Origin of the sequence: Hyphococcus aureus (assembly GCF_042643165.1) — a bacterium.
Classification (GTDB): domain Bacteria; phylum Pseudomonadota; class Alphaproteobacteria; order Caulobacterales; family Parvularculaceae; genus Hyphococcus; species Hyphococcus aureus.
This window is the reverse complement of sequence record NZ_JBHRSH010000002.1, coordinates 669,367-695,847: the sequence shown is the minus strand read 5'-3', so window position 1 is coordinate 695,847 and position 26,481 is coordinate 669,367. Positions and strand designations below refer to the sequence as shown.

At 57.7% G+C, this 26,481-nt stretch carries 24 protein-coding genes; 10 read left to right on the top strand and 14 right to left on the bottom strand.

The genetic code is table 11. From position 1 onward, the window contains the following. Window positions 1–70: 70 nt before the first annotated feature. Window positions 71–1,105: a phytase gene (locus ACFOOP_RS16335; protein ID WP_379882203.1), complete on the top strand. Its 1,035-nt coding sequence runs from the start codon at window positions 71–73 to the stop codon at window positions 1,103–1,105. On the opposite strand, the gene ACFOOP_RS16330 is transcribed toward ACFOOP_RS16335, so the two are convergent. Next, window positions 1,102–2,499, bottom strand: coding sequence for a serine hydrolase (locus ACFOOP_RS16330; protein WP_379882202.1), 1,398 nt, complete (start codon window positions 2,497–2,499; stop codon window positions 1,102–1,104). The genes ACFOOP_RS16335 and ACFOOP_RS16330 overlap by 4 nt on opposite strands. A gap of 333 nt (window positions 2,500–2,832) precedes the next feature. Here ACFOOP_RS16330 and ACFOOP_RS16325 point away from each other — a divergent pair, with 333 nt between their 5' ends. The 3 genes from ACFOOP_RS16325 to clpA all read left to right on the top strand — a co-directional run bounded on the left by ACFOOP_RS16325 (window position 2,833) and on the right by clpA (window position 6,164). Next, window positions 2,833–3,267: a phasin family protein gene (locus ACFOOP_RS16325; protein WP_379882201.1), complete on the top strand. Its 435-nt coding sequence runs from the start codon at window positions 2,833–2,835 to the stop codon at window positions 3,265–3,267. A 210-nt stretch (window positions 3,268–3,477) separates the two neighbouring features. Beyond that, window positions 3,478–3,831, top strand: a complete 354-nt coding sequence (gene clpS / locus ACFOOP_RS16320; protein WP_379882200.1) for an ATP-dependent Clp protease adapter ClpS — start codon at window positions 3,478–3,480, stop codon at window positions 3,829–3,831. A 5-nt stretch (window positions 3,832–3,836) separates the two neighbouring features. Continuing rightward, window positions 3,837–6,164 carry an ATP-dependent Clp protease ATP-binding subunit ClpA gene (clpA, locus tag ACFOOP_RS16315; protein WP_379882198.1) on the top strand — a complete coding sequence of 776 codons (2,328 nt, stop codon included), beginning with the start codon at window positions 3,837–3,839 and terminating at the stop codon, window positions 6,162–6,164. 75 nt (window positions 6,165–6,239) lie between these two features. On the opposite strand, the gene ACFOOP_RS16310 is transcribed toward clpA, so the two are convergent. The 3 genes from ACFOOP_RS16310 to ACFOOP_RS16300 all read right to left on the bottom strand — a co-directional run bounded on the left by ACFOOP_RS16310 (window position 6,240) and on the right by ACFOOP_RS16300 (window position 9,267). Further along, on the bottom strand, window positions 6,240–6,923 hold the full coding sequence (locus ACFOOP_RS16310) for a Flp family type IVb pilin (RefSeq protein ID WP_379882197.1): 684 nt from the start codon (window positions 6,921–6,923) through the stop codon (window positions 6,240–6,242). Window positions 6,924–7,115: 192 nt separating this feature from the next. Beyond that, a complete protein-coding gene (locus tag ACFOOP_RS16305; protein WP_379882196.1) occupies window positions 7,116–7,943 on the bottom strand; it encodes an aldose epimerase family protein in 828 nt (275 codons plus the stop codon). A gap of 43 nt (window positions 7,944–7,986) precedes the next feature. Next, window positions 7,987–9,267: a hypothetical protein gene (locus ACFOOP_RS16300; protein WP_379882195.1), complete on the bottom strand. Its 1,281-nt coding sequence runs from the start codon at window positions 9,265–9,267 to the stop codon at window positions 7,987–7,989. 147 nt (window positions 9,268–9,414) lie between these two features. On the opposite strand from ACFOOP_RS16300, the gene ACFOOP_RS16295 reads away from it, so the two are divergent. Then, window positions 9,415–10,095: a hypothetical protein gene (locus ACFOOP_RS16295; protein WP_379882194.1), complete on the top strand. Its 681-nt coding sequence runs from the start codon at window positions 9,415–9,417 to the stop codon at window positions 10,093–10,095. Between the two features lie 323 nt (window positions 10,096–10,418). On the opposite strand, the gene ACFOOP_RS16290 is transcribed toward ACFOOP_RS16295, so the two are convergent. The 6 genes from ACFOOP_RS16290 to ACFOOP_RS16265 all read right to left on the bottom strand — a co-directional run bounded on the left by ACFOOP_RS16290 (window position 10,419) and on the right by ACFOOP_RS16265 (window position 15,178). Further along, window positions 10,419–10,856 (bottom strand): HIT family protein, encoded by a 438-nt coding sequence (locus tag ACFOOP_RS16290; RefSeq protein ID WP_379882193.1) that lies wholly within the window; start codon window positions 10,854–10,856, stop codon window positions 10,419–10,421. Between the two features lie 22 nt (window positions 10,857–10,878). Beyond that, on the bottom strand, window positions 10,879–12,045 hold the full coding sequence (locus tag ACFOOP_RS16285; protein WP_379882192.1) for a GNAT family N-acetyltransferase: 1,167 nt from the start codon (window positions 12,043–12,045) through the stop codon (window positions 10,879–10,881). Further along, window positions 12,045–12,506 (bottom strand): RidA family protein, encoded by a 462-nt coding sequence (locus tag ACFOOP_RS16280; RefSeq protein WP_379882191.1) that lies wholly within the window; start codon window positions 12,504–12,506, stop codon window positions 12,045–12,047. The genes ACFOOP_RS16285 and ACFOOP_RS16280 overlap by 1 nt, the downstream gene beginning before the upstream one ends. Window positions 12,507–12,611: 105 nt before the next feature. After that, window positions 12,612–13,835 (bottom strand): OmpA family protein, encoded by a 1,224-nt coding sequence (locus ACFOOP_RS16275; protein ID WP_379882190.1) that lies wholly within the window; start codon window positions 13,833–13,835, stop codon window positions 12,612–12,614. A 32-nt stretch (window positions 13,836–13,867) separates the two neighbouring features. Beyond that, the gene (gene tdh, locus ACFOOP_RS16270) at window positions 13,868–14,902 is read right to left on the bottom strand and encodes an L-threonine 3-dehydrogenase (RefSeq protein WP_379882189.1); all 1,035 of its coding nucleotides are present in this window, start codon (window positions 14,900–14,902) and stop codon (window positions 13,868–13,870) included. A 114-nt stretch (window positions 14,903–15,016) separates the two neighbouring features. Further along, on the bottom strand, window positions 15,017–15,178 hold the full coding sequence (locus ACFOOP_RS16265) for a hypothetical protein (RefSeq protein WP_379882188.1): 162 nt from the start codon (window positions 15,176–15,178) through the stop codon (window positions 15,017–15,019). Between the two features lie 426 nt (window positions 15,179–15,604). Between ACFOOP_RS16265 and ACFOOP_RS16260 the strand changes: the two genes are divergently transcribed. Together ACFOOP_RS16260 and ACFOOP_RS16255 are read left to right on the top strand one after the other, a co-directional pair. Next, window positions 15,605–15,898: a UrcA family protein gene (locus ACFOOP_RS16260; protein WP_379882187.1), complete on the top strand. Its 294-nt coding sequence runs from the start codon at window positions 15,605–15,607 to the stop codon at window positions 15,896–15,898. A 159-nt stretch (window positions 15,899–16,057) separates the two neighbouring features. After that, entirely contained in the window at window positions 16,058–16,747 is a 690-nt protein-coding gene (locus ACFOOP_RS16255; RefSeq protein ID WP_379882186.1) for a CPBP family intramembrane glutamic endopeptidase, read from the top strand. A gap of 12 nt (window positions 16,748–16,759) precedes the next feature. Here the strand turns inward: ACFOOP_RS16255 and ACFOOP_RS16250 are convergent, their stop codons facing one another. Continuing rightward, complete coding sequence (locus tag ACFOOP_RS16250) at window positions 16,760–17,962, bottom strand: glycine C-acetyltransferase (protein WP_379882185.1); 1,203 nt, start codon at window positions 17,960–17,962, stop codon at window positions 16,760–16,762. Window positions 17,963–18,377: 415 nt separating this feature from the next. Then, window positions 18,378–19,772 carry a vanillate/3-O-methylgallate O-demethylase gene (gene ligM / locus ACFOOP_RS16245; protein ID WP_379882184.1) on the bottom strand — a complete coding sequence of 465 codons (1,395 nt, stop codon included), beginning with the start codon at window positions 19,770–19,772 and terminating at the stop codon, window positions 18,378–18,380. A gap of 477 nt (window positions 19,773–20,249) precedes the next feature. Here ligM and ACFOOP_RS16240 point away from each other — a divergent pair, with 477 nt between their 5' ends. Beyond that, entirely contained in the window at window positions 20,250–21,815 is a 1,566-nt protein-coding gene (locus tag ACFOOP_RS16240; RefSeq protein WP_379882183.1) for a class I adenylate-forming enzyme family protein, read from the top strand. A 21-nt stretch (window positions 21,816–21,836) separates the two neighbouring features. Further along, window positions 21,837–22,394 carry a nuclear transport factor 2 family protein gene (locus ACFOOP_RS16235; RefSeq protein ID WP_379882182.1) on the top strand — a complete coding sequence of 186 codons (558 nt, stop codon included), beginning with the start codon at window positions 21,837–21,839 and terminating at the stop codon, window positions 22,392–22,394. Window positions 22,395–22,414: 20 nt separating this feature from the next. Here the strand turns inward: ACFOOP_RS16235 and ACFOOP_RS16230 are convergent, their stop codons facing one another. Then, window positions 22,415–23,428 carry a zinc-dependent alcohol dehydrogenase family protein gene (locus ACFOOP_RS16230; RefSeq protein ID WP_379882181.1) on the bottom strand — a complete coding sequence of 338 codons (1,014 nt, stop codon included), beginning with the start codon at window positions 23,426–23,428 and terminating at the stop codon, window positions 22,415–22,417. 133 nt (window positions 23,429–23,561) lie between these two features. Next, the gene (locus ACFOOP_RS16225) at window positions 23,562–24,491 is read right to left on the bottom strand and encodes a LysR family transcriptional regulator (protein ID WP_379882180.1); all 930 of its coding nucleotides are present in this window, start codon (window positions 24,489–24,491) and stop codon (window positions 23,562–23,564) included. Between the two features lie 171 nt (window positions 24,492–24,662). Here ACFOOP_RS16225 and ACFOOP_RS16220 point away from each other — a divergent pair, with 171 nt between their 5' ends. Then, window positions 24,663–26,477 (top strand): PEP-utilizing enzyme, encoded by a 1,815-nt coding sequence (locus ACFOOP_RS16220; RefSeq protein WP_379882179.1) that lies wholly within the window; start codon window positions 24,663–24,665, stop codon window positions 26,475–26,477. The last annotated feature ends 4 nt before the right edge of the window (window positions 26,478–26,481 follow it).

Below are 26,481 nucleotides of genomic sequence, written 5' to 3'. Positions count from 1 at the left end.
GGAAGTGTTGAGTAGCGGCGGCGGCCGCGTATAAGGTCCGCCGCCGTTTGTTTTTTCAGGAAGGTCACTGATGAGAACCGCCGCCAGCCTGTCGATTGTTGTTTTCGCCGCCGCATGCGCCTCTGCGCCGCAAACGCCATTTGTTTTCGCCGCTCATGAAACGGCGCCGGTGAAATCTTCTGACGATGCGGCGGACGATCCGGCGATCTGGGTGAACGCCGCCGATCCGTCGGCGAGCCTTATACTCGGCACTGACAAACAGGCCGGGCTATATGTTTACGATCTCACTGGCGCTGTGATGCAATTCCTGCCGTCGGGTGAATTGAACAATGTGGATCTTCGCCAGAATGTCACGATTGACGGATGGCAAGGCGATATCGCGGCTGCGTCGAACCGCACCAATAATTCAGTCACGTTGTTCACTATTGACGATGGCGCGGTTGCCGAGAGCGGCTCGTTTCCGTCGCTTCTCGATGAGCCTTACGGGCTGTGCATGGGCGCGTGGGGCGGCGATGTCTTTGCGTTTGTCGCTTACAAGACCGGTGATCTTATCGCTTATCGTCTCGCCGGGCCGGGCGGCGGCGAAGAGGCGGCGCGGCTGAAACTTGAAAGCCAGCTCGAAGGTTGCGTCTTCGATGACGATGCGGGCGTTCTTTATATCGGCGAGGAAAATCGCGGCGTCTGGAAAACCGGTTTTGACGGCGCTCAGTTTGCAGCGCCGGGGCTGATCGACGAAGTGGCCGGCGCGAGTGGCGTCAAGGCTGACGTGGAAGGTCTTGCGCTTTACAAGACCGGGTCGCAGACGGGCTATCTTCTGGCTTCATCGCAAGGCAACAACAGCTACGCAGTTTACGCTCGCGAGGGCGACAATGAATTCATCACGCGCTTTTCGGTGAGTGCCGGTGATGCGATCGATGGCTCCGAGGAAACGGATGGCATTGAGGCCGTCTCGGCCAGTCTTGGCGATGAATTCCCTGCTGGCCTGTTCATTGCGCAGGACGGGTTCAATGCGCCGAAAGGCTCGCCGCAGAACTTCAAGATTGTAGATTGGCGCGGGATCGAGGCTCTGATCGAGGCTGCCCAGGCGGAAAGCCAGACAGACTAGTTGGCGACAACCGCGCCGCCGTCGGAAACGACGAAACAAGTCAGCTTCTTGTCTTTCAGCGTTTCACAGGTCGCGGCGGCTTCGATTTCCGTGAGCTTTACAATCCGGGCTCGATAGAGGGTCTTGCCGCTTTCCATGGGCGTCGGCAGCACCACGCGGGCAGGCGACGCCATGCCGGATTTCTTGACGGCCGCTTCGAGCTCTTTTTGCGCCATATCCTTGGTGGAATAGGCGCCGATCTGCACGCCCCAGGAAACGCCGGCGGGGTTCTCGTCAAAGTCCCCCTGGCCGAGCATCCCGTCATCGGTGGAAAGCGAAGCGAGGCGGTTCAGTTCGAATTCGTTGAAATCGTCCGGATCGGCTTGCGCGATCAAAACGCCGATGCCGTCGGCGCCGTCCGGCGCGGTCTTCATGGTCGCCGCGGCGGTCATGATTTCCGCGCGCAACTCTTCATTGGCGGCAATAGTGGGCGCGGCTTCGCTGGCGGCCATTGCGGCGACCAAGGTCGGCTTGAGGCGCGGCGCGGGCGTGCTCCGGTAAAGAGACGCGATCAGGGTGGGCTTCTTGTCGATCTGCGCGAAAGCATTGTCGAGGATGAGGCGCATATGGGCGTCGCGGGTGCGCGATGAGCGGCCGCCAAGAACGACGCCGATCAGGCGGTTGCCGTCGCGGGTTGCGGAGGTGGCGAGGTTGAAGCCGGAGCGGCGGGTGTAGCCGGTTTTCAGGCCGTCCGCGCCATCGAAGGTTTTCACCAGCGCGTTATGGGTCGTGTAGGTGCGGCCGTTCCAAACGAAGCTCTGGAAAGAAAAATAATGGAAATATTTTTCGTGATCCTGCATCAGGCGCCGGCCGAGCGTCGCCATGTCCTGCGCCGTCGTGACCTGTTTCGAGTTAGGCAGGCCGGAGGCGTTGCGGAAGGTTGTCCGCCGCATGCCGAGCTCGCGTGCTCTTTCGGTCATTTTCTTGGCGAAGCGCCATTCGGAGCCGGAAATCTGTTCGCCGACAGCGGCGGCGACGTCGTTGGCGGATTTCACCACCAGGGCCTGGATTGCGGTTTCAACGTCGATGGTTGAGCCGCTGGTGATGCCCAGCTTTGACGGCGGCTGGCCGGCAGCGTGGGCGGAAATCGTGATTTTGGAATCGAGCGTGAGCCGTCCCGCCTCCAGTTCATCGAACAGGAGATAGAGGGTCATCATCTTGGTTAAGGAGGCGGGGTAGCGATAATCTGTCGAATAGCGGTCAAATAGGACATCACCAGAATCGGCGTGAACAACGTAAGCGGCATACTTAGAATTCGCCGCAGCCGGCGATATCCCCATCAGCGCTAGAAACAGCGCTGCGACCCAAATCGATACGCTACGCAACCCCATGAACATGCAACGAGCCTCGCCCATATCAAAACGCATTTCAATATACGGAGGACGCCGGCCCCCGAAAAATCAGCGTTATTCGCCCTAAAATCTCCCCGGTCGGGAAACGTCCTGGCCGTTCCCTCCGTGGAGCAATCCCTGTGCCGCGTGTTTCGCGGCGAGACGGATGATCGTGCAACGCGGTAAACGGAGCGTTAACGAAAGTTTTACTAATCTGGCTCAAATAAATTGTGCAGTGCAACAAAAACATCTTGACCACCGGCGCGGCCATCACTATGTTGCGCTGCACAAGAGGGCGGTTTTCGCCCTATATGCAATTGAATCAAGCTTTTAGCTCTGATTCCCAGGGAGACTATTATGGCTACTGCCAAAACCGCCGCTGATGCGTTCGACATGAAGGCCTTCGGTCCTGATTCGTTCAAGGAAGGCTATGAAAAATTCGCGGAAGGCATGTCGACTTTCGCTGATTTCCAGAAAGAGTCGCTGAACGCCCTGATGGCGTCGGCTGGCGCTTTCACGAAAGGCCTTGAAACGCTGACCAGCGAGAGCGCATCGTTCTCCAAAGCGGCTTTCGAAGATACTGTCGCGACTGCTAAAGCGGCCTCCGCCGCGAAAACGCTGCAAGAAGCGATCGAACTCAACAACGACTTCATGAAGACGTCCGTTGAGAAAAATCTCGGCCAAATCAACAAGGTGGCTGATATCTGGGCGTCGACCGCGAAAGACACGGTTGAGCCGCTCACCGAGCGCTATTCCGCGCTTGTTGAGAAAATTCAGTCCTTCCGTCCGTAAGGTTTCAGTAACAGTTCCGCGTATCACTGTTGCGTGAAAGAGCCCGGTGCGTATCGCCGGGCTCTTTTTTTTGCCGATTTTCTAACCATGAATTTTATCGGCCTCGGGAAAAATTTGCTTCTTTTCAACGGGAAGGGATTACTTATCTAATAGTGCGGTGCGGTAATGGCGGTTGCCAAGCTCCGCTGACGCGAGGAAACTAAGGCGACTATGGCTGAAGACAACGAAAACGATCAGGAGAACGGGAACGGCGATAATGGCGGGCCCGGGCAGGGTATTGGGGTTGTCACCAAGACAGCGCCCAAAACCAAGCGGCCTTCGCTTTACAAGGTCCTCCTGCTCAATGACGATTACACCCCCCAGGAATTTGTCGTCTGGCTGCTTCAGGCTGTTTTCAAGAAAGACGCCGAGGACGCGGTGCGTATCATGATGCATGTGCATCAGTCCGGCATCGGCGTCTGCGGCGTGTATACTTATGAAATTGCGGAGACCAAAGTGGCGCAGGTGATGGAGCTGTCGCGCCGCAACCAGCATCCGCTGCAATGTACTATGGAACGGGAGTAAGCCTTATGGCGTCGTTCAGCCGGAGTCTTGATGAATGTCTGCACAGCGCAATCGCGCTGGCGACGGAGCGCGACCACGAGCTCGCGACGCTTGAACATCTTTTGCTCGCGCTCACCGACGACCGCGACGCCGCGGCTGTCATGCGCGCCTGCAATGTGGATGTGGATCTGCTGCGCCGGCAGCTTTACGAGTTTATTGAAAATGAACTCGCCAATTTGAAACTTGAGAATGGCGAGCAGGCCAAACCGACGGCGAGCTTTCAGCGCGTCATTCAGCGTGCTGTCATTCACGTTCAGTCGTCAGGCCGTGAGGAAGTGACCGGAGCCAATGTGCTTGTCGCGCTTTTCGCTGAACGCGAGTCCCACGCTGCGCATTTCCTGCAGGCGCAGGATATGAGCCGCTTCGACGCGGTGAATTACATTTCCCATGGCATCGCCAAACGTCCCGGCGAGAGCCAGCCAAAATCGCCGCGCGGCGTCAGTGAGGAAGCTGAAGCCAGCCAGAACCAGAAAGAAAGCGCGCTCGAAGCCTATTGCGTCGACCTCAACGCCAAGGCGCGCTCCGGCAAGATCGATCCCCTGATCGGTCGCGACGCCGAAGTGGAGCGCTCGATCCAGGTTCTGTGCCGCCGCCGCAAGAATAATCCGCTGCTCGTCGGCGATCCGGGCGTCGGCAAAACCGCCATCGCAGAAGGGCTCGCCCTCAAAATTGTTGATGAGGATGTGCCCGAAGTGCTGGCCAAATCGACGATCTATTCGCTCGATATGGGCGCGCTGCTTGCCGGCACGCGCTATCGCGGCGATTTCGAGGAGCGTATCAAGGCGGTTCTCAAAGAGCTTGAAGACCATGAGGACGCGATCCTTTTCATCGATGAGATTCATACGGTGATTGGCGCTGGCGCAACCTCCGGCGGCGCTATGGACGCCTCGAACCTCCTGAAGCCTGCCTTGCAGTCAGGCGCCCTCAGATGCATGGGCTCTACGACCTACAAGGAATACCGCCAGCATTTCGAAAAAGACCGGGCGCTCGCGCGCCGGTTCCAGAAAATCGACGTGGTCGAACCTACAAAGGACGACACGGTGAAAATCCTTATGGGATTGAAGCCTTATTTCGAAGAGCACCACAAACTTAAATATACCGATGAGGCCATTATCGCCGCAGCGGAGCTTTCGTCAAAATACATGACCGACCGCAAGCTGCCCGACAAAGCCATCGATGTGATCGACGAGGCCGGCGCGCGGCAGATGCTGTTCCCGGAGGACAAGCGCGTCAAACTTATCGATGAACCGGAGATCGAGGAAGTCGTCGCCAAAATGGCGCGCATCCCGCCGAAATCCGTGTCGAAATCCGACACCGAGCGTTTGCAGAAACTTGGCGAGGATCTGCGACGCGTGGTCTATGGCCAGGATGAAGCGATCGACCAGCTCGCTGCGGCGATCAAGCTGTCGCGGGCCGGTCTTCGCGAACCTGAAAAGCCGATCGGCTCCTATCTCTTTGCGGGCCCCACCGGCGTCGGCAAAACCGAAGTTGCAAAACAGCTTGGTCTCGTGATGGGCGTCGAGCTCGTGCGTTTCGACATGTCGGAGTATATGGAGCGCCATACGGTTTCGCGTCTAATCGGCGCGCCGCCGGGCTATGTCGGCTTCGATCAGGGCGGTCTTTTGACCGACGCCATCGACCAGCATCCCCATTGCGTGCTCTTGCTCGACGAAATCGAGAAAGCGCATCCGGAAATCTTCAACATCTTGTTGCAGGTGATGGATAACGGACAGCTCACCGACGCCAATGGCCGCAAGGTCGATTTCCGCAATGTCATCATCATCATGACGACGAATGCGGGCGCGTCCGATGCGGCGAAATTCGCCATCGGGTTTGCGGGCGGCAAGAAAACGGACGAAACCGAAGCGGCCATCAAAAAGATGTTCACGCCGGAGTTTCGCAACCGTCTCGATGCGGTCATCCAGTTCGCTGGTCTCTCGCAGGCGATCATCAACCGGATCGTTGAAAAGTTCGTGCTGCAACTGGAAGCGCAACTCGCCGATCGCGGCGTGACCTTCGAGCTTTCCGAAGAAGCGACACGATGGCTTGCGGAGCGCGGCTTTGACGATGAAATGGGCGCGCGGCCGCTTGCGCGCGTCATTCAGGAACATGTGAAAAAGCCCATCGCCGACGAAATCCTCTTCGGCAGCCTCAAAGAAGGGGGCATTGTTCGCGTGTTGGTGGACGCTAAAGACAAGACAAAGCTCGCCTTTGAATATCTTCCGGACCCGGAAAAGGCTGACAAGCCAAAAGATGGTGGCGATGACGCCAGTGTTCCGGCGTTGATGGAATAAGCGCCTGAAATAATCAGTAAGAAAAACGCCGGGCTCCCCGCCCGGCGTTTTTTGTTTGGGTCTATGTGTGCAGCCCTATTGTTTCTTGTTTTTATTCTTGTTCTTGTTTTTATTGTTGCCGTTGCCGTTGCCGTTGCCGTTGCCGTTCCCATTGCTGTTGCCGGGCGCGGCAGAGCCTGGCGCATTAGGATCGGTGACTGGCGTTGTCCCGGCGGGGGGTGTCATTCCGGGTGTAGACGCTCCCGGTGTTGATCCGGCCCCCGGGGTTGGGGCGCTCACGCCGCCGCCAATAGAGAACCCGCCGCCTGCTGAACCACCGCCAGATGAACCGCCGCCTGTTGAGGCGCCGCCGCCGCTTGCGCCAGTAGACCCTGACGCGCCGGAATTGCCGGTCTGGTTATTTGCCTGACCATTTCCCTGGCCGTTGTTTTGGCCGCTTGCGGGATCTTGCGCGCCGGAACCAGCATTGCCTGCGCTTCCGCCTGCTCCGCCTGAGGCTGAAGGAGACCCGCCGCCAGATCCGCCCGAGGAGCCGCCACCGCCCGAGCCGCCGCCTGTGTAACCGCCGCTGTTTCCACTGTTTCCAGATGAACTATCGTCGGCGAGCAAAGAGGACTCCACGCGCAAAAATTTGGATTTTGTGCTTTCGGCGGTGATTTCCAGCGATGCATAAATTGCGACCGCAATCAACGCAGCGATCAGGGCGTATTCGATCGCGGTCGATCCGGACCGATCAGTACAAAAACTATTTACACGCATACACAACTCAGACCGGATATCCGGTCTCCCTTACGAGAGGGAAAATTGCAGGTAACTAGATAATAGAGCGTTAACTTTCCGCATTGCCGGAAGTGTTGAAGCGCTGTAGCGGGTCCTGAGGGGCGGCGCTCGAAAAACCATATCGCGCCGCCTTTTCATCAAGAAGTATGGTTAACTGATTGTAGCCGTCTTTCAGCACGTTAAATTTTCAACACTGAGCGAAAGAAAAATATCCATCGTTTCTTGCGGCGCCAGGATGTCACGCCCGAAATAACCGGGCAGGTGGCTGATCGGTTCGGCGCAATAAAAGTCCGCCTCCTCAGGGGAGTAGAGGTGAAGAATGCGGGCGTTGCTGTGCATCGCGATCTTCAGGCCATCATGAACAATCTCCGCCGTCCCGTCCCAGCGCTTGATGGTGTAGTCTACGGGATCGTCCGTCATCGGGCCGCGATGCTCGATTTTCTCAGGCGGTGAAAGGCCCTTCGCAGGTGTGGTCTGATCAAAATATTCCGTGAAATTGAGTTCGGAAGTTTTCGTGTTGGGAAAAAACGGATGAAGCCCTAGCCCCGCAGGCATGGGAGCGTTTCCGCTATTGGTGACGCATAGGGCGATCTGAAATTGATCTGCCGAGACGGAAAACTCCTGCGTCGCGAAAAACGGAAACGGAAATAGACCCGGACCCGGTGTGTGATCAAACCAACAAGCGACGTGATCGCCGCTCTGGTCGGTGACGCGCCATGGATTGACCCAGCCATGACCGTGCAGCGCGTGGTCAGGGTCGCAGACCGGCAAGGTCGGCGCCAGCTCGTAATGGCGACCATCAAAATCAAGACCGCCGAAAAGCCGGCTGAACCAGGGGACGCACGGGTAACACGCCGCCTCGCGTGGATCGGCGGCGACGGCCTCTTGTGAGGCGGCGGGGCGGAATATGTTTTTGCCGCCGAAAGACAGAGACATGACCACGCCGCCAAGCTCCGGCGCCAGGACGGCTTTCATCTCATCTTCGGAAATCTCGATCAAAACTGGATCGCGGGGAGCCGCGCCTTTCTGCTGCGCGCCTATCCTAGTTCGATTCAAGCGGCAGCGTCATGATGCGAAGCGGCTGGAGCGCCGGCCCGTCTTTCACCGTCCACTCTTCGTCGTCATAGGATGGCCAGTTGGAAGTGGCGATATAGCGAAATTCATCGCCGATGACGGCGCCATGTGTCGGCTCGTTCCAGTCCTCAAGATTGCGGTGCAGGGTGATAAAGCTGGTGACAGCGGTCTTTTCGTCGTCGAGGCCGATATAAACGATCCGCTGCGGTGTCGATCCATTCTGAATGCCGATCAGGCCGCCCTTATAAAGATAGAGCCCGTCAATGCCCCCGAGATGGGCATTGGCCTTGTTTTCTAGCTGCGTTGCTTCACCGGTTTCAGTGTCGATGACGAATAGCCCGGCGAGATAATCCGCCAAATAGAGCTTGCCCGATTTTTCATCGAGGGCGATCCCCTGAGGGTTTGCAAAGCGGGGATCTTCCGAGAAAATATCAAGAGTTTGCCCATCGGGCGCCATTCGGAAGATGCGCGGCGTTATGGAATCGCTGGCGTAAACCGTCCCCTCTTTGGCGACTTCAAGATCGCCAAGCATGGCTTTTTCTTGTGTGACTCGGATTTCGCGCTGAGGCGCGCCGGTTTTTGCGTTGAACGCCATGATGGATGCGAAGGCGTCTTCTTCGCCAGCCTTCTCATAAGCGAGTTGATTGTTGACCGCCGCCCAGATCATGCCGTCGCGGAGTTCGATATCAAAGACGCCGCCTGACGCATAGGAGATCGGCGTCAGGGCGGCGTCCTTTTTCTTTGCTTTCAGAATGGCGCCGCTGCGCACAGAACCGATATAAAGCGACTTCTTGCGATCATAGGCGATGGCTTCAGGCAGGAGCCCGTTTTCCTTGAATTCAACAACAGTCGAAGGCGCGCCGAGGGGCGCCGCATTGGCCTCCATCTTTGCGGCGATGGGCGCGAATCCGGGCAAGGTGGTGAGTTCGTCAAAAGCGGGATGGCCAGTGAGGCGCAGGGTCAGTCCGCGTTCGGCCGCCGCCGACGCGAGGGCCAGCGCTTCATCCGGGCGGTCTGTCAGCATGCGAGAGAGAATGCGGTTCCGATAGACGTAGAGAGAACCGGGCGCGGCCTTCTGCGCTTCCTCCAGCGCTGCGTCGAGCGCTGGCCAGTCCTCGTCCTGAAACGCCGCTGCGGCCCGCTCCATTTCGGCACGATAGCCGGAAAGACCTTGCTCGGCTCGGGCGGGGGCAAGGACGGTCATACTGAGTAAAGCCGCCGCCATGCAGGCGCTGTTGGTGAGTTTCATGTCCGGTCCTTTGGAATTGCGTCCCCGAGGGGACAGTCTCGCAGCCTCCGCCTGGGCCGCCCAGCCGGTTCATCGCGGATCAGAGGCGTTTAGTCGCGGCCGCTTGCGGCGATTGACCCGGCGCCTGTGATGGGCGAATTTAGTCCCATGAGTGACGCGTTCAGAACATCCTACGAATCAAACGGTTACGCCGTCGTGCCCGGTGTGGCGCCGGCGCCCATGGTGCAGCATTTCCTGGCGATTGTTTGCGCCCAGTTGAGCTCAAGGCCTGACGCCTTTCTGACGGCGCCGCGGGTCAACGCCAAACCGGCTTATGAGTTTTATAGTTATCGCCATCATACGACCATGGGTTTTCATTGGGGGCTCACCTCGCGCATGGTCGAGTTGACGGGCAAGCGCCTTGCCCCCAGTTACGCCTATTTCCGGGTCTACCAGAAGGGCGACATCTGTACGGTGCATTCGGATCGCGAGTCCTGTGAGCATTCCCTCTCCATGATGCTTGGCTATAGCGATGATATTGTCTGGCCGTTTGAGATTGGTGAGCGTCGTTACGAATTCGCCGATGCCTGCCAGCTTCAGAAGGCGGATGATTTCGGAGATGAGGCGTCAAAACAGGTGATGCTCAATCCCGGCGACGCCATTCTTTATCAGGGCTGTAATTATCGTCATGGCCGCACGGTCCCCAATCCGAATCGCTGGTCCGCTCATCTGTTCCTGCATTGGGTAGACCTCGACGGGCCCTTCAAGGATTGGTCGTTCGACCGTCAGCAATTTCCGGCCATGGGCGATTTCAAATTTCCGGAAACAGTTTCGCAAAATCCAGCTTAAAAAAAGACCGCCGCGAGGGAAGGGGTTCGCGACGGCCTTTCTTGGAGCGCGCCAAGCGGCAAGGGGGATCCGGCGCGCTTCAGCGGGTCTGCTTCATGAACGCAAAACGTTCGGACGCTACAGTCGGTCAAAACGTGCAAAGGCCGCCATATATGCCGCTAAGTTGGGCATGCCGCGCAGTTGTGGGGCCCCCGAATATGGGGAAGTTGGCGGCGCGGCGACCTTGCAAAATTCAAGATAATATTGGCGCCTTGCGTCGCGCAAGACACGTCTGCGCGAGGAAAAAGTGACAAGATAAAATCACACCTTGGTGTTCTGTTTTATTAGGTAAGCGCGCTGCGAATCTGCGCTGCAATCGGCTCAAGACTTTCCGCATCGGCCGGTTTGCCGCTTGCATGCGCGGCGACAACAACGCCTTCATAAACCGGCAGCACATGAAAATGCAGATGAAATACGGTCTGTCCGGCGCGCGCGCCGCTGAATTGCAGGATGCGGATGCCGTCCGGTTTCAGGCCGTCATTGACGGCGCGCGCGACTTTTTGAGTTGCGGTCATGAGATCGGATAACGCTTCCTGATCCACGTCGAGAAAATTAACCGCCTGACTGTTTTTGTGAATGACAAGACAATGCCCCTTGCTTTGGGGAAACACATCCATGAAAGCGAGAATATTATCCGTCTCCAGAATTTTTACGCTTGGCATCTCCCCACGCGTGATTTTTGCGAAAATATTGTCGGGATCATATTGAGTTTCGAGCGACATGAGTCCGTCCTGTATGGCACCGCTATGATTTCCGGAATGGTGTATAGTCTTTCAATGTGTCAATTTCCATGCCCGTCTGCTCTCTTTCCGAGACAAGATAGCGATCAATGGCGTCCCGAAAGCTGTCATTTTCGATCCAGTGCGCTGACCATGTCGGGACAGGTTCATAACCGCGGGCGATCTTGTGCTGGCCTTGCGCGCCCGCTTCAACACGAGAAAGCCCGTGTTCGATAGCGAAGTCTACCGCCTGATGATAGCAAAGTTCGAAATGAAGGAAAGGCACATCTTCCGTACACCCCCAATAACGTCCATATAGCGCGTCGCCGCCGATAAAATTCAGGGCGCCGGCGATCGGCTCGCCACTCCTTTCCGCGACGATGAACATAAGATGCTCTTTCATGGTCTCCGCGATTAGACGGAAAAAGGTGCGGGTGAGGTAGGGCTGGCCCCATTTGCGCGCGCCCGTATCCTGATAGAATATCCAGAAGGCGTCCCAGTGACGCTCGGTGATCTCGTCGCCCCTAAGCTGGTGAATTTTAATGTCTTCTGCGGCTTCGCGCCGTTCACGTCGAACCTGCTTGCGCTTGCGGGAGGCGAGTTCGCCAAGAAAATCCTCGAATGTGTCATAGCCGCGATTGAACCAGTGATATTGCTCGCCCATGCGCGGCAGGAACCCGGCGCCCTCTAGGATGGAGCGGTCGTCGTCATTTATGAAATTCACATGGGTCGAGGAAGCGCCGGTTTGCACTGCTGCTTCTCTCAGCAGGGCGGCGATGGTTGCTTTGGCGGCGCGAGACGCCGCCAGCAGCCTTGGGCCCGGAACCGGCGTAAAAGGCGCGGCGCTCAGGAGCTTTGGATAGTACCGCCCGCCAGCACGGTGGAACGCATCGGCCCAGTGGTGGTCGAAAACATATTCACCCTGGCTGTGGCCTTTTGCGTAGAGCGACGCCGCGCCGATAATGTCGCCCGCTTCCTCCGCAATAAGATGCATCGGCGCCCAGCCGGTCTCAGGGGCTACCGATTTTGAAGCTTCGAGCGCGCTCAAAAATTCGTGGGAGACAAACGGATTGTAGGCTTCAGGGGATGGATTGGCGAGATTATTCCATGTGGCCGCATCAATCTCGCTGATTGAGGAGAGGGTGCGGCCGACAATTTTGTCCGCGCCATCCTTGTCCACCCCGTCGGCCATCAGGCGATCTCGAAGACGCCGTCGACCTCAACCGCGGCGCCGAGCGGCAGGGATGGCGCCCCGACGGCGGCGCGCGCATGGCGGCCTGCATCCCCGAACACAGCAACCATCAGGTCCGAGGTTCCGTTTACGACTTTCGGTTGATCGACGAAATCTGGTGTGCAGTTGACGAAACCGCCAAGTTTGACGACGCGCTTCACCCGGTCGAGATCGCCGCCGCAGGCTGCGCGCAATTGCGCGATCAGGTTGACGCCGCAGGCATGAGCGGCTTCGACGCCATCTTCGATGGATAAATCGGCACCGAGTTTGCCAGTGATCAAGCCATTGGCGCCGATGGAAACCTGCCCCGAAATGAACACCTGCTTGCCGGAAATCACATAGGGCACATAGTTCGCCACCGGCGCCACAGGTTCCGGCAGAATAATGCCTAGTTCGGCGAGTTGCGTGTCGATGCGGGACATGAAGGCTCCTTTTATACTTTCAGTTTGAGTTCTTTTCGCGCCCTTGCCAACTGTCGCCAGGCGACATTTTTCACCCGACAAGTCGCCGCAAATGAGGGCGCACGATTATTCTTCTGTGATGACCTCAATGTCGATCCGACGGTTGCGTTCGCGCCCCTCCGGCGTCCTGTTGCTGGCTATCGGCTCAGAGGAGCCGGCGCCGCGCGCAGTGATGCGGTCCGCCGGAGCTCCCACGGAAACCAGGAAGGCGCGCACCGCATCGGCGCGGTAGCCCGAGAGCTGGCGGTTGCGCGCGGCGTTGCCGCTGGAATCGGTGTGACCTGTAATCGCCAGACGCACTGAGGCGGGACAGTCGGAGAATATTCCCGCAACTGTCCGCAACTGATCGCGTGAGGGATTGTCAATGTCGGCCCGCGCGCTCGTAAACCCGATCCGCCGTGCGTCAATGGCGCTTTGCAGGCGCCTGGCACAATCATTTTCGGGCGCCGCCGTCTGTTCGGCTTCAATTGTTTCCGGCTGAACCGGGGCGATTTCAGTTGCCGGCGGCGGCGCGTCCGGCGTCGGGGCTTCATCAGATAATGTCTCTTCTTCAGCCAGCGAGATGATCTCCTCAATGCTGGCGGGCGGTTTGCGAATGACAATGTCCGCCGTCCCATTCAATCCTTCAGGCAGATCGGTCAATAATGTCCGCGCGGCCGCGGCGCGGGTTTCGTCTTCCGCCTCGCCGCTGATGGAAAAATCCTCGTCATTGGCCTCAGCCACACCCTTTCGCAAATGGGAGAGCGCGCGCAGCGACGAGGCCGCAGCATTCAACCAGCTTTGCGCCGATACAGGCGCCCCATCGGCGATTTCGAGAACGCCGGAAATCTCCGTCTCCGGAAACAAATCCGGCGCCAGGCGATAAATGGAATCGCGCGTCTCCTGATCCGGGACATGGCCCGAAAGGGAGAGGACGCCGCCTTCGCGCTCTGCAATGAAAATGAAAGGCTCGGCGCGGGGAGCGGGCGCTGATACGAGCAGCCGGGTCGCATCGACGGCGGTGACGCCGCCCGCAACGAGGCCGCCGGGCCCGGCGGATGCGGCGACACGATCAATCAGCGCCTGACGCGCCGCCGCGTCAGGCGCTGCGCCGTTGATGATCGCCTTTTGCCCGTCCATGATCACAGACGCGCGGACGCGGTCATTGGCGATGAGGACTTGTTCAGCTTTTTCCTGAAGCGCCACAGACGCCGACCGGGAGGAGCCCGGGACCGTTTTCATCGTCGTGGCCGCCACGCCAATCGCCGCGACAGCCAGTAAACCGATGAAAAATTTCAGGATCGCGTTCATGTACAGCGTTTTGGGCTTATCCGGCGCTCAAGTCACCACTCCAGAATGACTTTGCCCGATTGGCCGGAGCGCATGATGTCAAAGCCGGTCTGGTAGTCCTCAATGGGAAACCGGTGGGTGATGATCGGCGTCAGGTCGAGCCCGGCCTGCAGCATGGCGCCCATCTTGTACCAGGTCTCGAACATCCGCCGACCGTAAATCCCCTTGATGTCGAGGCCCTTGAAGATGACTTTCTCCCAGTCGGCGCCCGCGCCATTGGGCATGATGCCGAGCATGGCGACCTTGCCGCCGTGATTCATGGTGTCGAGCATGGACTGGAACGCCGACGGCACGCCGGACATTTCAAGACCGATGTCGAAGCCTTCGGTCATCTTGAGGTCTTCCATGACGTCGCGCAAATTCTCTTTGGTGACGTTCACGGCGCGCGTCGCGCCCATCTTGCGCCCCAGATCGAGGCGGTAATCGTTGACGTCGGTGATGACTACATGGCGCGCGCCGGCGAATTTTGCGATCGCCACCGCCATCACTCCGATGGGGCCGGCGCCGGTGATCAACACATCTTCGCCAACAAGATCGAAAGCGAGGGCGGTGTGGGTCGCGTTGCCGTAAGGGTCGAAGATTGCGCCCATATCGTCCGAGACCGCTTCGGGCAATTTGTAGACATTGAAAGCCGGCACCGCGACATATTCCGCAAAGGAGCCAGGACGGTTGACGCCGACGCCCACCGTGTTGCGGCAGAGATGGCGCTTGCCTGCGCGGCAGTTGCGGCAATAGCCGCAGGTCACATGACCTTCGGCTGAGACGCGGTCGCCAATCTTCATGTTGAAATGTTCAAGATGAACTTCCGACCCGATCTCGACGATCTCTCCGGCGAATTCATGGCCCACGGTCATGGGAACCGGGATCGTCTTTTTCGCCCAGTCGTCCCAATTGTAGATATGGACATCGGTGCCGCAGATCGCCGAGCGTTTGACCTTGATCAGGACGTCATTCGCGCCGACTTCCGGCCGCGATGTGTCGACCATCCAGATGCCTTCTTCGGGCTTTGCTTTCATCAGGGCTTTCATGGGCGTCCTATGGATATGGGGATCAGTTCGGGCGCGGTTTTAACAAGCAAAAGAAGCGCCGTCACTACGGACGGCGCTTCCTGTGGTCACTATATGAGAAAGTCCGGCGGCTAATCAGGGCTTTTTCTTGTCCTGTTCCAGTTCTTCGCTTTTGGTGGGCGGGCTCGCCGGGGCCGGGGGATCGCTTGCCGGGAAGGATTCCTCCAGCGCCTCGTCGAGCTCGTCCTGTTCGTCTTTCGTCGGTTTCTGATTTTGAGTTTTCTGGGCGGCTATCATCAGAGGGGCTCCTTCAAGAGTTACGCATAGACCTAACGCGTGTGCGGGCCTTATTGTTCCTTCACCGATGGCGGTTTCGGCGGTTTGCCGCGCTCCTTTTATAAAAAATTTTTAAGGGGCCTTTCCAGATAGAGCTTTTTGTGCGTTTTTATATGCAGCGCAACACAATGAAATTTTTCTCCAAGGCAAAATCTTTTTAGAGCGAAAGCCGCCACATTGTGGATGAATGTCGCGGAAAATGTGCGGTATTTTGCGGCGCAAAAATATCTTCTTCACAAGAGTTTTTCTGAAACGCTTTTGACAAAAACGTGATTAGAAAAATTGTGTTGCGAAACCCCGTTTTACGCGACATGCATCGTAACATGCGCACGTAAAAAAAAGATGCGCAATCTAGGGTGGGCGTCCAAAAACAAGGAAACCAAAATCATGATAAAAAAGCTTGTAGTGGCCGCAGCGTTAAGCGTCGCCTTCAGCACGCCGGGCTTCGCCGATATGGCGTATGCCCCCGCCGAACTTTCGACGGAAACTGGCGCACTTGATGTTTATCAACGCATTCAGACAGCGGCCGAGCGCACATGCGATGACCGGCTGAACCATGACAGCGTCATCAAATATCACAAAGTGCGTGATCGTTGCGTGTCAGATGTTGTGGATGAGCTTGTTCACAAGGTGAACGATCCGCGGCTCGATAAAATTCACAACGAGCGTACAGGCGCTTAAGTGCGTCTTGTTACGAAGGAAGGTGAGCGCTCCGAAGGATATTCCCCTGGAGCGCTCTTTTTTTGACCCAATGCGTTTCACCCTGCTTTTTATGCGTTCCAACGCAGGCGTCTTGATTAAACGGGGCGACGGGGGCAACTGTTTGTGATGGAAGAGATTATGAACAGGCGCCGCGCCGCCTTTGAGCTGTTAATTTTTGGCGCTTTGGCGTTGGGGCTGAGATTCGCATTTGATCCGTTGTTCTGGCGGTATGCAGGCCCCGTTTCTCTCATTTTGACCCTTGCGATTCTGCTGGCGTATCTGCGTCGGCGCGGGGAAGGGTGGTCGTCGCTGGGGCTAATCAGATTACCAGGGCTCAGATCGAAACTGTTGCTCGCGCCGCAAACCCTAGTCGCGTTCGTCTTGTTCGCGGCTTCTATCGCCCTCACTGTTTTTGGCGGACAGGCGGTCGGACTCGAATTTATGGGCGAGGAGCCGCCGGGAGTTGAAGAGCGTTGGGGTGATGTCGCAGGCAATTTGCCTATGTATCTCACTTGGCTCGGGATCGTTTGGACGTCGGCTGCTTTTGGCGAAGAGATGTTTTTCCGCGGATTTCTGATCACGCGGTTTGACGCCGTGCTCCGCGGCGCGCCGCTCTCCGGAGCTTTGGCTGTCGTCCTGGCGGCGTTGTTTTTCGGCCTTGGCCACTATTATTATCAGGGTTTGCGCGGTCTCATCACCACGGCGGGAATCGGCATTGCGTTTGGGACGGCTTTCCTGCTGTTCAAACGCAATCTCTGGCCGCTTGTAATCACTCACGGCATTATCGACACCATAAACTTTTCGGCGCTCTATTTTGAATGGGAATAAGACTCTGTTTGACTAGATAACGCCGATTGATTTTCCGACTTTGATAAACGCCGCGACGGCCTCATCCACCTGTTCATCGGTGTGAGCTGCGCACATTTGCGTTCGAATGCGGGCTTTTTCCTTTGGCACCACCGGGAAAGAGAAGGCCGTGACATAAACGCCTTCGTCCATCAGCTCGGCGGCCATCGCTCCGGCTTTCTTGGCATCGTAAATCATGATCGGGATGATCGGATGTTCGCCGGGAAGCAGATCGAAACCGGCTTTGGTCATCAGTTCGCGGAAGCGCGTTGCATTGCGGAAAAGCTGTTCGCGCAAGTGACCGCCATGGCGGACCAGATCAAGAGTTTTCAGGGTCGCGCCGAGGAGTGCCGGCGTCAGCGCATTGGAAAAAAGATAGGGCCGCGCGCGGTTGCGCAAGAGATGCACCACGTCTTTCGACGCGCAGATATAGCCGCCCATGCCGCCGCCAAGCGCCTTGCCAAGCGTGCCGGTCAGAATGTCGATGTGTTTGGCGACGCCGCAATGGGCGGGCGTTCCTTCGCCGTGAGGGCCCATAAAGCCTGTCGCGTGGCAATCATCCACCATGACAAGCGCGCCGAATTCCTCGGCGAGGGCGGCGATCTCTTTCAGCTTTGCGATATAGCCGTCCATGGAGAAAACGCCATCGGTGACGATCAGTTTGGTGCGCGCACCGTCGAGATCAGCCTGTTCCAGCTGGGCGCGCAAATCCTTCATGTCCGAATTGGCGAAGCGATAGCGTTTGGCTTTGCACAACCTTACGCCGTCAATGATGGAAGCGTGGTTCAGCGCGTCTGAAATGATGGCGTCTTCCGCTTCAAGAAGCGGTTCGAACACACCGCCATTGGCGTCGAAGCAGGCGGCGAAAAGAATAGAATCTTCATAGCCAAGATAGTCAGCGATTTCTTTTTCCACGCGCCGGTGAAGATCGGTCGTGCCGCAGATGAAGCGCACAGACGCCATGCCGAAGCCGTAGTCGTTCATGGTTTCCTGGGCGGCTTTGACGATCTCGGGATGGTCAGCGAGGCCGAGGTAATTATTGGCGCAAAAATTCAGGACTTTTTTCTTTACGCCCTGATGATTGACCTCAATCACCGGCCCCTGGGGAGAGGTGATCTGGCGCTCGATTTTCTCCAGCCCCTGATCGCGAATATCGGCGATTGTTTTGGTGATCCGGTCGTAAAAATCCTGCCGCATGGGAAATATCGCTCCATTTTGGGCATGGTTTGGCGCCGCTGCGTCCGGGGGTCAACGCTAGCCATAAAGAGGCGCTTTCTTTTACGCGCCGCCCCGTCGGGCGGGGTGAAAGGATGTCTGGCCAGTGTCATGGGGCCGCTGTTGTCTGAGCTATGGCCTCTTTGCCTTTAAAAACACTCGCTTTTTTAGCACAACCTAAGATTGTGCTCGAACTAATTGCGCGGTCCGCTGGGAGAGCCTAATATCATTGCTGCTAGTTTGGAGAGACCCCTGAACCCGGCACGGGCCGGGGGAGAGAGGAAAGGGCCCACGCTGCTGAATGCGCGCGGGCCCTTTTCTGTTTTCTGTTTTTCACTAGCCAAAAAGAAAAAGGCCGGCGTCGCCGCCGGCCTTTTGATCTTTCTTCTGGAAAAGCTTATTTCCCGGTGCGCCATCCGGAAGCATATTCTTTCCGTGCGGTTTCCGAATAGGGAACCGGGCTGACAATGGCGCGCACTTCCATCTGCTGGTGACGCTCCACCGTGGTTTTCTCCGTGCCGCCATTGGGTTCGCCCCAGACGACCTTCACTTCGTTGCCGATCTCCACATCGTTGTCGACGGTGGCGAGCGAAAGCGCTTTTCGCTCGTTGTAGGAGATGCCGGTGAACATGGAGAAGCCGGCGTTTTTGCCGTTCGCCAGAACTGAGTCGTAGTTCGACGAAGCGTAGTTCGCGAGCGGCTGTTCAAAGTATTTGTAAGGCGTGCCTTCGCCGATGACCGAGCCCATGATCTTGCGCACGTCGTCATCGTTCCAGGCCAGCGTCACTTTGCGGCGGGTCTGTTCTTTCTCCATCTTCTTAAGCGCGTCGGCGCCGATGAAGTCATGATCGAATTTTACAAACGGGCCGTAGCCGATGTCGTAAGGCGACACATAATAGTCTTCGATATTGTCGGAGACGTAAGAGCCGCCGATGCCGCCCATCGCCTCGTAAGATTTGGCTGGGAGCCACTCACGATAGGCTTTCATTTCGTCGCCCGTGTAAACAGCCGGAAGCGGCGAAGGAATCCAGCCCGATTCCAGCGTGTTTGTCGCATAAGCGCGGCAACCCACAGGAACGATGCCGAATTCGGCGCCTTCTTCGAGAATCTTCGCGCGAATATCGAGATATTCTTCGTAAGGGCCCCAGATTTCGAGACCCGGCGCGCCGGCCATGCCGTGACGCAGGGCGCGGACTTTCTTGCCGCCAATATTGATGTAACCCATGTGGAAGAACTTGATGTCTTCGAATGGGCCGCCATTGAGTTTCTCAATGACCTTCTGGGCGTTCGGGCCCTGGATCTGGAAGCGGTAGAATTTGCGGGTGACGGCCTTGCCCATGGGCATGGACGGTGAGCGGTCGTCATAGACAACTTCGACGTCGTAACCGCCGGTTTCGGCGTGATACTGGAGCCAGTTCGCAGAAGGCGCGCGGCCAACGAAGACAACATGGTTTTCTTCAAGATTGAAGAGAATGCCGTCGCCGATCACATGACCGCTATGACTAACCGGCACATATTGTTTTGCGCGGTTTACGGGGAAGTTCTTGAATGTGTTGATCGCCGTATCGGAGCAGACCTTGATCGCGTCCGGGCCTTTCAGGAACAGATCGACCATGTGGTGCGTCTGGTCGAACAGAACGGCGGTGTCGCGCCAGGCTTTTTGTTCGTCGCGCCAGTTATGAAACTCGGTCGGGACGACGGGATAAACATAGGCGCCGATTTTCGAATTACGGAGCATCTGCACCGTATTGCCGGCGTTTTTGAGCACCTCTTCCAGATTCTTGGCCGTCATGGGCAGCATCCTCCTCCAGGTCTTGTTTTGTCAAAAAGGCTGGCCAGCCGCGTCAGGCGGGCGGCCAAGATTGTATATGTTGCTTACAATCTTTACTCGCACGATGTCTAGCGTCAGGGCGTGAAAACTAGGCCTCAGATTACCCCCAAAACCCTGTCCCAGCGCACAAAAAATGTGAAAAAAGCGAAGAGGGAGCGGGGCGCGGGCTGCATTTTTATCGCAAGCTGCCGGCGACTGAGTTTGCTGCACCTGCGTGAAGGCGCCATCCGACATTGCGAAGCGCAAAGCCGGGCCGATCGCCGGAAAGTGTGATTTCGCTCCTGAGGGATCGCGCCGGGCTGAATTGCGTCATGAGTGTTCTTGGAATAATCCCGCCTGAAACAGCGCCTTGCATCAAATGGCGGACAAGTGTTCCGTCGCTGTGCGGGGAGTTCAAATTCTGCGACAAGCGCAATCTAACCGGGTGGTGTCAGAAAAATGCGAACAATCGACTATTTCGACAAGATGGCGAAGCTGCATCCAAACCGGGATGTGCTGATCTCCGGCGACACGTGTTACACCTATCGCGAGATGGAGGCGCTGACCCACAAGGTCGCCGGCGCGCTCCGGGCTTCGGGCATGAAAAATCAGGAGCCCATAGCCATCATGTCGCCCAATGACGGTCCTGTGCTGTCGGCGATGCTCGGTTGCTGGCGCGCCGGAGCGATCTGGGTGCCGGTGAATACGCGCAACGCGCTCGACGCGAATATCGCCTATCTCAAATATGTCCGTGTTTCGATGATCCTGTATCATTCGAGCTATGCAAAGCAGGCGGCCGAGATCAAGGAACAAGTCCCGACCGTTCGCAAGATGGTGTGCCTGGATGCGCCGATGAATGGCGATCCATCGCTGGAAGACTTCATGGCGACGGCGCCGTCCGATATTTTCCCCGATCTTGGCGATCCCATCGGCAACCCCGAAGAGTTGACTGCGCTGATCGCCACCGGGGGCACCACGGGGCCGGCGAAGGGCGTGCGCGTCATGAACCGCAGCTGGGGCACGATGCTGGAGACCATCTGCAACATCATGCCGGTTGAAGGAAAGCCCGTGTCCCTTGCAACGGCGCCGCTGACGCATGCGGCCGGGCCGGTGACTATGGCCGCGCTCGCCATGGGCGCGACCGTGGTCGTGCTGCCCACATTCGACGCCGAAGCGGTGATGAAGGCGATTCAGGAACACAACGTCACGCACATGTTCCTGCCGCCGACGGCGCTTTATTCCATGCTGGAACATCCGAAGGTGCGCGACTACGACTATTCGAGCCTCAAATATTTCCTTCTCGCCGGGTCGCCATGTTCGGGCGAGAAACTGAAGCAGGCGGTGGACATCTTCGGTCCGTGCATGTGTCAGAGCTACGGGCAGACGGAGTTTCACCTTGTGGCCACCTGGCTCTCGCCTGAAGTTGTGGCGGCGGCGGCGCGCGGCGACTATCCAGAACGTCTTACTAGCTGCGGCGAGGCGACTTACTCCGTGCGCGTCGAACTGATGGATGATGACGGCAATATCCTGCCCACCGGCGAGGTTGGCGAGATCGTTGGGCGCGGCGGCATTGTCGGCGGCGGTTATTTTGAACTGCCCGAAGCCAGCGCGGAAGCGGTCGCCTATGGCTGGCACCATACGGGCGACGTCGGCAAACGCGACGAGCACGGTTTTTACTACATCGTTGACCGCAAGAAGGACATGATCGTCTCCGGTGGTTTCAATGTGTTCTCGGCCGAGGTTGAAGAATGCGTCATGGAGCTCGCCGAAGTCGCCGAATGCGCAATTATTGGCGTGCCCCATGACAAATGGGGTGAGCAGGTGACGGCGATGGTCGTAAAGGCCAAGGGCGCAGATGTCGACGCTGAGAAAATCATCGCCCATGTCAAAGCCCGCATCGGCTCTGTGAAGGCGCCGAAGGAAGTGCATTTCATTGATGCAATTCCTCGCACCGCTGTAGGCAAGATGGACAAGAAGAAATTGCGCGAACCTTTCTGGGGCGGCTCAGGACGGGCTGTGAACTAAGCATCGAAAGGATAGGCCATCATGAAGAAACTCATTGCAGCGCTCTTCATCGCCATCCTTGCCGTCGTTCCAGCCGCCGCGAAAAAGGCTAGCTACGCCGATGACCGCGCCGCCATCGAGGATCTGATGGCGCGCTATCTCTTCGCCATGGACTGGAATGATTTTGACGCCTATGTCGCCATGTTTACCGAAGATGGCGAGCTGGAATATGCGCGCGGGTCAGCCACGGGGCGCGAGAATATCGGCGCAACGGTAAAAGCGTTCAAGGAAAGCATCGGCAAGATCTACACCGATCAGAACGGCGATCCGGCGGCCTTGCGCCATGTCATTGCGCATAAGGTGATCCGCGTCGAAGGCGACCGCGCCTGGGCCACATCCTTCTGGTATGAGATGGCCAATGACGGGCCGGAAGGCGCCCCGAAAATCGGCACCTTCGGCCATTACGAAGCGAGCTTCAACGCATCGATGGCGAGTGGCTTTTCTCGCGCCGCTCCATCCGCAACGAGTTTCTCGACGGCCGCAAGTCAGGCCCGGTCAATCCGGTGCGCGCCATGGATGAGGCGGCGGATGCGACGGTGAAAGACTAGCTGCGGGTTGTTCTAAACCCTGATCACAACCTTGCCGAAGGCGCCGCGCGTTTGATAGCGATAGGCTTCGGCGGCTTCCTTGAAGGGGAACACCTTGTCGACGGCGGGTTTCATGCCGTTGACGTCAATCGCCGCCGCTAAATCGCGCGCCATCGTCTTGTTGCCCACAAAGATGCCGCGAATGCTGGAGCCTTTCATCATCAGCGGATGCGGGGTCGTGTCGCCGTCGCGCGTCAAGACGCCGATCAAGGCGATCTCTCCGTTGAAATTCACCGCCTGCATCGATTGCGCGAGGGTCCCGGCGCCGCCGACCTCGACAACCACATCGGCGCCGCCCTTGTTGCTCGCCGCTGCGGCTTCGGGGCCCCATTGCGGCGTGTTTCGGTAATTGACGAAGCCTGACGCGCCGAGCTTTTTGGCGCGTTCTAGTTTTTCATCCGAGGATGAGGTGACAACCACATGGGCGCCCGCCGCATGGGCGATGCCGAGCGCCAGCATGGAGACGCCGCCGGTGCCGAGGACGCAAACGCAATCACCAACCTTGATCGGGTTGCGTCCGCACATCAGCGCATTCCAGGCGGTGACGCCCGCGCAGGGCAGCGTCGCGGCCTCTTCATAGGAAAGGCTGTCGGCGATTTTCACGACGCCGCGTTCGGGCAGGGCCACATATTCGGCGAGCATGCCGTTGCAACCGCTCGCGCCCAGCGCAGCACCCGCCGCCGGATTTGGCGGGCCGTCATGCCAGTTCTGAAAGAACAGACCGGCGACGCGGTCGCCCGCCTTGAATTCGGTGACGCCGTCGCCAACCGCGACGACTTCGCCGGCGCCGTCGGAGAGCGGCACGGTGTCTTCGGTGAGAACTCCGCCGAAATAATTGCCGGTGACAACCGCCTGATCGCGGAAATTCAATGAACAGGCGTGAACGCGGATCAGGACTTCGCCCGGTTTCACTTTCGGTTCATCGCACTCGATAATGACAAGGCTTTCAAGCGAGGTTGAGCCGGCTTTCAAGACATATTTTTTCATGGGGAGCTGTCCGTTTCTGTCGTCCTGACAAATGATCGTTATCTTATCATAGCCGTTCGGCATGGACGAATCGATCAAAGTCGCGCGAGTTCTCTGTTGGCAAACCTTTGATGCAGTCTTGTTCCGCTGGCTGTTATTTTGAGCGCGCTTTGGCGCCGCTGCGGGCCTTGTTGCGCGCCATTTCTGAATCCTGACGCAGCCAGTTGAGGAAGAGATCGCGCGACGCAGAATCCCTTTCCTCGTCCCAGCACAGAAAAATTGGCGAGTGCGTTTCTAGACCTTCCAGCGGGCAGGACGTCACATCAGCCAACACCGGCGCACCCGGCATGTCGAGGGTGATGGTGATCCCGAAGCCTGCGCGCACAAAGCCAAGCACCGTGTACCATTCTTCCGCTTCCTGCACGATTTTCGGAGAAAACCCGGCCCGGATACACAAGGCGTTGATCTGGTGATGAAGGCCGGGCGCGATCACCGGCTGAAACAGAACAAAGGATTCGTCTTTCAGTTCTTCGAGCGCAATCTTCTTGCGGCCGGAAAACGGATGGTTCGCTGGCATCAAGACAACAAAACGCTGACGGCCGATAATCTCGCTTTTCAAGGAACGCCCGACGCCGATCTCCCGCGTGATGGCGACGTCGATCTGCCCGGCGCTTAAAGCTTCCCATTGCTGGCGTGAATGCATGTCCCTCAAGGTCAGGCCGATATCGGGATATTCCTGCCGGAAGCGCTGAATGGAAAGGGGAATATCCGTGAGCATCACGCTGGAGCCGATCGCCGTGACGATGGCGCCGATCTGCCCGCGCTCGACCAGACGCGCCTGTTCGACGGCGGCTTCGAAATCGCTAAAGGCGCGGCGACCTGCGTCGACGATGGTTCGCCCGGCGGGCGTCAGCATCACTTTCGGCCGGCGTACAAACAGGGTGACGCCGACTTCGCGTTCAATCTGGGCGAGGCGCGTCGAGAGTTGCGGCTGGCGCATGTTGAGCGCTTCCGCCGCACGCCCGAAATGGAGTTCGTTCGCCAGAACGGTCAGCAGTCTGAAATCCCGGGTTCCAAGGCTCATATGAAAAATCGAATGACGTGATCCAAATATTCCGCTTTTCGAGAAGATACGGACGCCTTATGGTCCTGTCTACAGATTGCGCGGGATGGCCGAAAAACGGCTTGTTTCCGCGCTTTGAGACGCCAACGCCCGGTAAAGAGGCCCCCGTCTCAGGAGGAAAAGAGGACACGCATGTCAGACAAGCCCGCAGGCTTCCCCAAACCAAGCTCCATAGAAGTCGCCAAAGGCGCGGAGGCGGCTCAGGCGGCCTATCCTTATTACATGCAGTTTGCGCCGGAGGATGACGAACGGTTCTGGTTTTATAATTCCATGCACTTCCCCGAGCCCATGCATCACTTCGACATGGTGACGGCGGAGGCGGCCTATTGCGCGCTGGGCTCCTCCAACACCAGGGTTCACTGCCTGCCCACAACCCTTGGCATTGATTACCGGGTGATCAATGGCCGGGTTTATATTGGCGGCAATGCAGTTACGGACCCGGCGGAGATTGAGCGGCGTACGGAGGAATTTCAAAAGCGTGCATTTTATTATTACGAACACTGGGAGCGGTTATACGACCAGTGGAAAGACAAGATGCGCAAGCTCATCGCGGATGCGCAGGAATTGCCCAAGCCTGAACTGCCCGAATTTGAACCGCTGGAAAATGTCCACGCGGGCAAGGGCGTCGCGTCGAACCATTACCTTCTTGAGACTTATCACAAGACGCTCGAAGGTTATTTTCGCATGTGGCACCACCATTTCGAGTTTTTGCTGCTCGGATATGGCGCCTATATGGTGTTCTTCGATTTCTGTAAAAAAGCGTTTCCGGAAATCACCGACCAGACCATTGCGCGCATGGTGGCGGGTTTTGAGGCGGAGATCTTCAAGCCCGATGACGAGGTGAAACGGCTGGCCCGGCGCGCAGTGGAGCTTGGCCTTGAGGGCAAGTTCGCGGGCGATATTTCCGCCGGTGATGTGCTGGCGTCACTGGAGCAGATGGGTGAACCCGGCAAGGAATGGCTGAAAGAGCTGGAGACCTCGCGCAATCCCTGGTTCAACGTCAATGTGGGCGACGGTTTCTACCATTATCACCGCTCCTGGAATGACGATCTGTCGCTGCCTTTCTCTGCGATTCCGGGCTATGCCGCCAAAATCAAGGCTGGTGAAAATCTTGACCGGCCCATGGAGAAGCTGAAAGAGGAGCGCCAGGAGCTGATCGACGGCTATCGCGACCTTCTGTCTACGGATGAAGAGCGCGGCGCCTATGATCAGATGATCGAACTCGCCTGCCGGGTGTTTCCTTATGTGGAAGGCCACAAATTTTATTGCGAACATTGGTACACCAACTTGTTCTTCAACAAGATCCGTGAATATGGCGGGCTATTTGTCGAGCACGGCCTGATTGATGACGCCGAGGAAATCTTCCACCTCACGCGTTACGAAGTGGAGCAGGGCATTGTCGATGTGATGACGAGCTGGTCCAACGGATCGCCGACGCGCGGCGGCAAGCGCTTCCGCGCGATGATCGCTGAGCGCAAAAAAGCCATCGAGATCTGGGCTGGGATGGATTCGGCGCCGGCGCTCGGTCCCGTGCCTGACATGATTGACGATCCGGCGATCGTGATGCTGTGGGGCATTACGCGGGAAAATCTCGATATCTGGCTCAACGGTCCCGCTGATGCGAACAGCAACGAAATTCGCGGCTTCGCAGCGTCGAGCGGCATCGCCGAAGGTCCGGCGCGGGTCATCAAATCGGTGCAGGAAATCAACCGGCTTCAGGAAGGCGACATCCTTGTCTGTCAGGTGACGAACCCGACCTGGGCGCCGGTCTTTCAGAAAATCTCCGCCGCCGTTTCCGATATTGGCGGATCCATGAGTCACGCCGCCATTGTTGCGCGTGAATACGGCTTGCCCGCCGTTGTGGGCACGGGGCAGGCGACAGCGCGCATTCAGGACGGCCAGCGCATTCGCGTTGACGGCGCCCGGGGCGTCGTCACGCTGCTTTAGGGTC

Excerpts from the sequence above, each read along its gene's own strand:
- ACFOOP_RS16335 (WP_379882203.1), top strand. The coding sequence starts at position 71 with ATGAGAACCGCCGCCAGCCTGTCGATTGTTGTTTTCGCCGCCGCATGC.
- ACFOOP_RS16330 (WP_379882202.1), bottom strand. The coding sequence starts at position 2,499 with ATGGGCGAGGCTCGTTGCATGTTCATGGGGTTGCGTAGCGTATCGATT.
- ACFOOP_RS16325 (WP_379882201.1), top strand. The coding sequence starts at position 2,833 with ATGGCTACTGCCAAAACCGCCGCTGATGCGTTCGACATGAAGGCCTTC.
- clpS (WP_379882200.1), top strand. The coding sequence starts at position 3,478 with ATGGCTGAAGACAACGAAAACGATCAGGAGAACGGGAACGGCGATAAT.
- clpA (WP_379882198.1), top strand. The coding sequence starts at position 3,837 with ATGGCGTCGTTCAGCCGGAGTCTTGATGAATGTCTGCACAGCGCAATC.
- ACFOOP_RS16310 (WP_379882197.1), bottom strand. The coding sequence starts at position 6,923 with ATGCGTGTAAATAGTTTTTGTACTGATCGGTCCGGATCGACCGCGATC.
- ACFOOP_RS16300 (WP_379882195.1), bottom strand. The coding sequence starts at position 9,267 with ATGAAACTCACCAACAGCGCCTGCATGGCGGCGGCTTTACTCAGTATG.
- ACFOOP_RS16295 (WP_379882194.1), top strand. The coding sequence starts at position 9,415 with ATGAGTGACGCGTTCAGAACATCCTACGAATCAAACGGTTACGCCGTC.
- ACFOOP_RS16290 (WP_379882193.1), bottom strand. The coding sequence starts at position 10,856 with ATGTCGCTCGAAACTCAATATGATCCCGACAATATTTTCGCAAAAATC.
- ACFOOP_RS16285 (WP_379882192.1), bottom strand. The coding sequence starts at position 12,045 with ATGGCCGACGGGGTGGACAAGGATGGCGCGGACAAAATTGTCGGCCGC.
- ACFOOP_RS16280 (WP_379882191.1), bottom strand. The coding sequence starts at position 12,506 with ATGTCCCGCATCGACACGCAACTCGCCGAACTAGGCATTATTCTGCCG.
- ACFOOP_RS16275 (WP_379882190.1), bottom strand. The coding sequence starts at position 13,835 with ATGAACGCGATCCTGAAATTTTTCATCGGTTTACTGGCTGTCGCGGCG.
- tdh (WP_379882189.1), bottom strand. The coding sequence starts at position 14,902 with ATGAAAGCCCTGATGAAAGCAAAGCCCGAAGAAGGCATCTGGATGGTC.
- ACFOOP_RS16265 (WP_379882188.1), bottom strand. The coding sequence starts at position 15,178 with ATGATAGCCGCCCAGAAAACTCAAAATCAGAAACCGACGAAAGACGAA.
- ACFOOP_RS16260 (WP_379882187.1), top strand. The coding sequence starts at position 15,605 with ATGATAAAAAAGCTTGTAGTGGCCGCAGCGTTAAGCGTCGCCTTCAGC.
- ACFOOP_RS16255 (WP_379882186.1), top strand. The coding sequence starts at position 16,058 with ATGAACAGGCGCCGCGCCGCCTTTGAGCTGTTAATTTTTGGCGCTTTG.
- ACFOOP_RS16250 (WP_379882185.1), bottom strand. The coding sequence starts at position 17,962 with ATGCGGCAGGATTTTTACGACCGGATCACCAAAACAATCGCCGATATT.
- ligM (WP_379882184.1), bottom strand. The coding sequence starts at position 19,772 with ATGACGGCCAAGAATCTGGAAGAGGTGCTCAAAAACGCCGGCAATACG.
- ACFOOP_RS16240 (WP_379882183.1), top strand. The coding sequence starts at position 20,250 with ATGCGAACAATCGACTATTTCGACAAGATGGCGAAGCTGCATCCAAAC.
- ACFOOP_RS16235 (WP_379882182.1), top strand. The coding sequence starts at position 21,837 with ATGAAGAAACTCATTGCAGCGCTCTTCATCGCCATCCTTGCCGTCGTT.
- ACFOOP_RS16230 (WP_379882181.1), bottom strand. The coding sequence starts at position 23,428 with ATGAAAAAATATGTCTTGAAAGCCGGCTCAACCTCGCTTGAAAGCCTT.
- ACFOOP_RS16225 (WP_379882180.1), bottom strand. The coding sequence starts at position 24,491 with ATGAGCCTTGGAACCCGGGATTTCAGACTGCTGACCGTTCTGGCGAAC.
- ACFOOP_RS16220 (WP_379882179.1), top strand. The coding sequence starts at position 24,663 with ATGTCAGACAAGCCCGCAGGCTTCCCCAAACCAAGCTCCATAGAAGTC.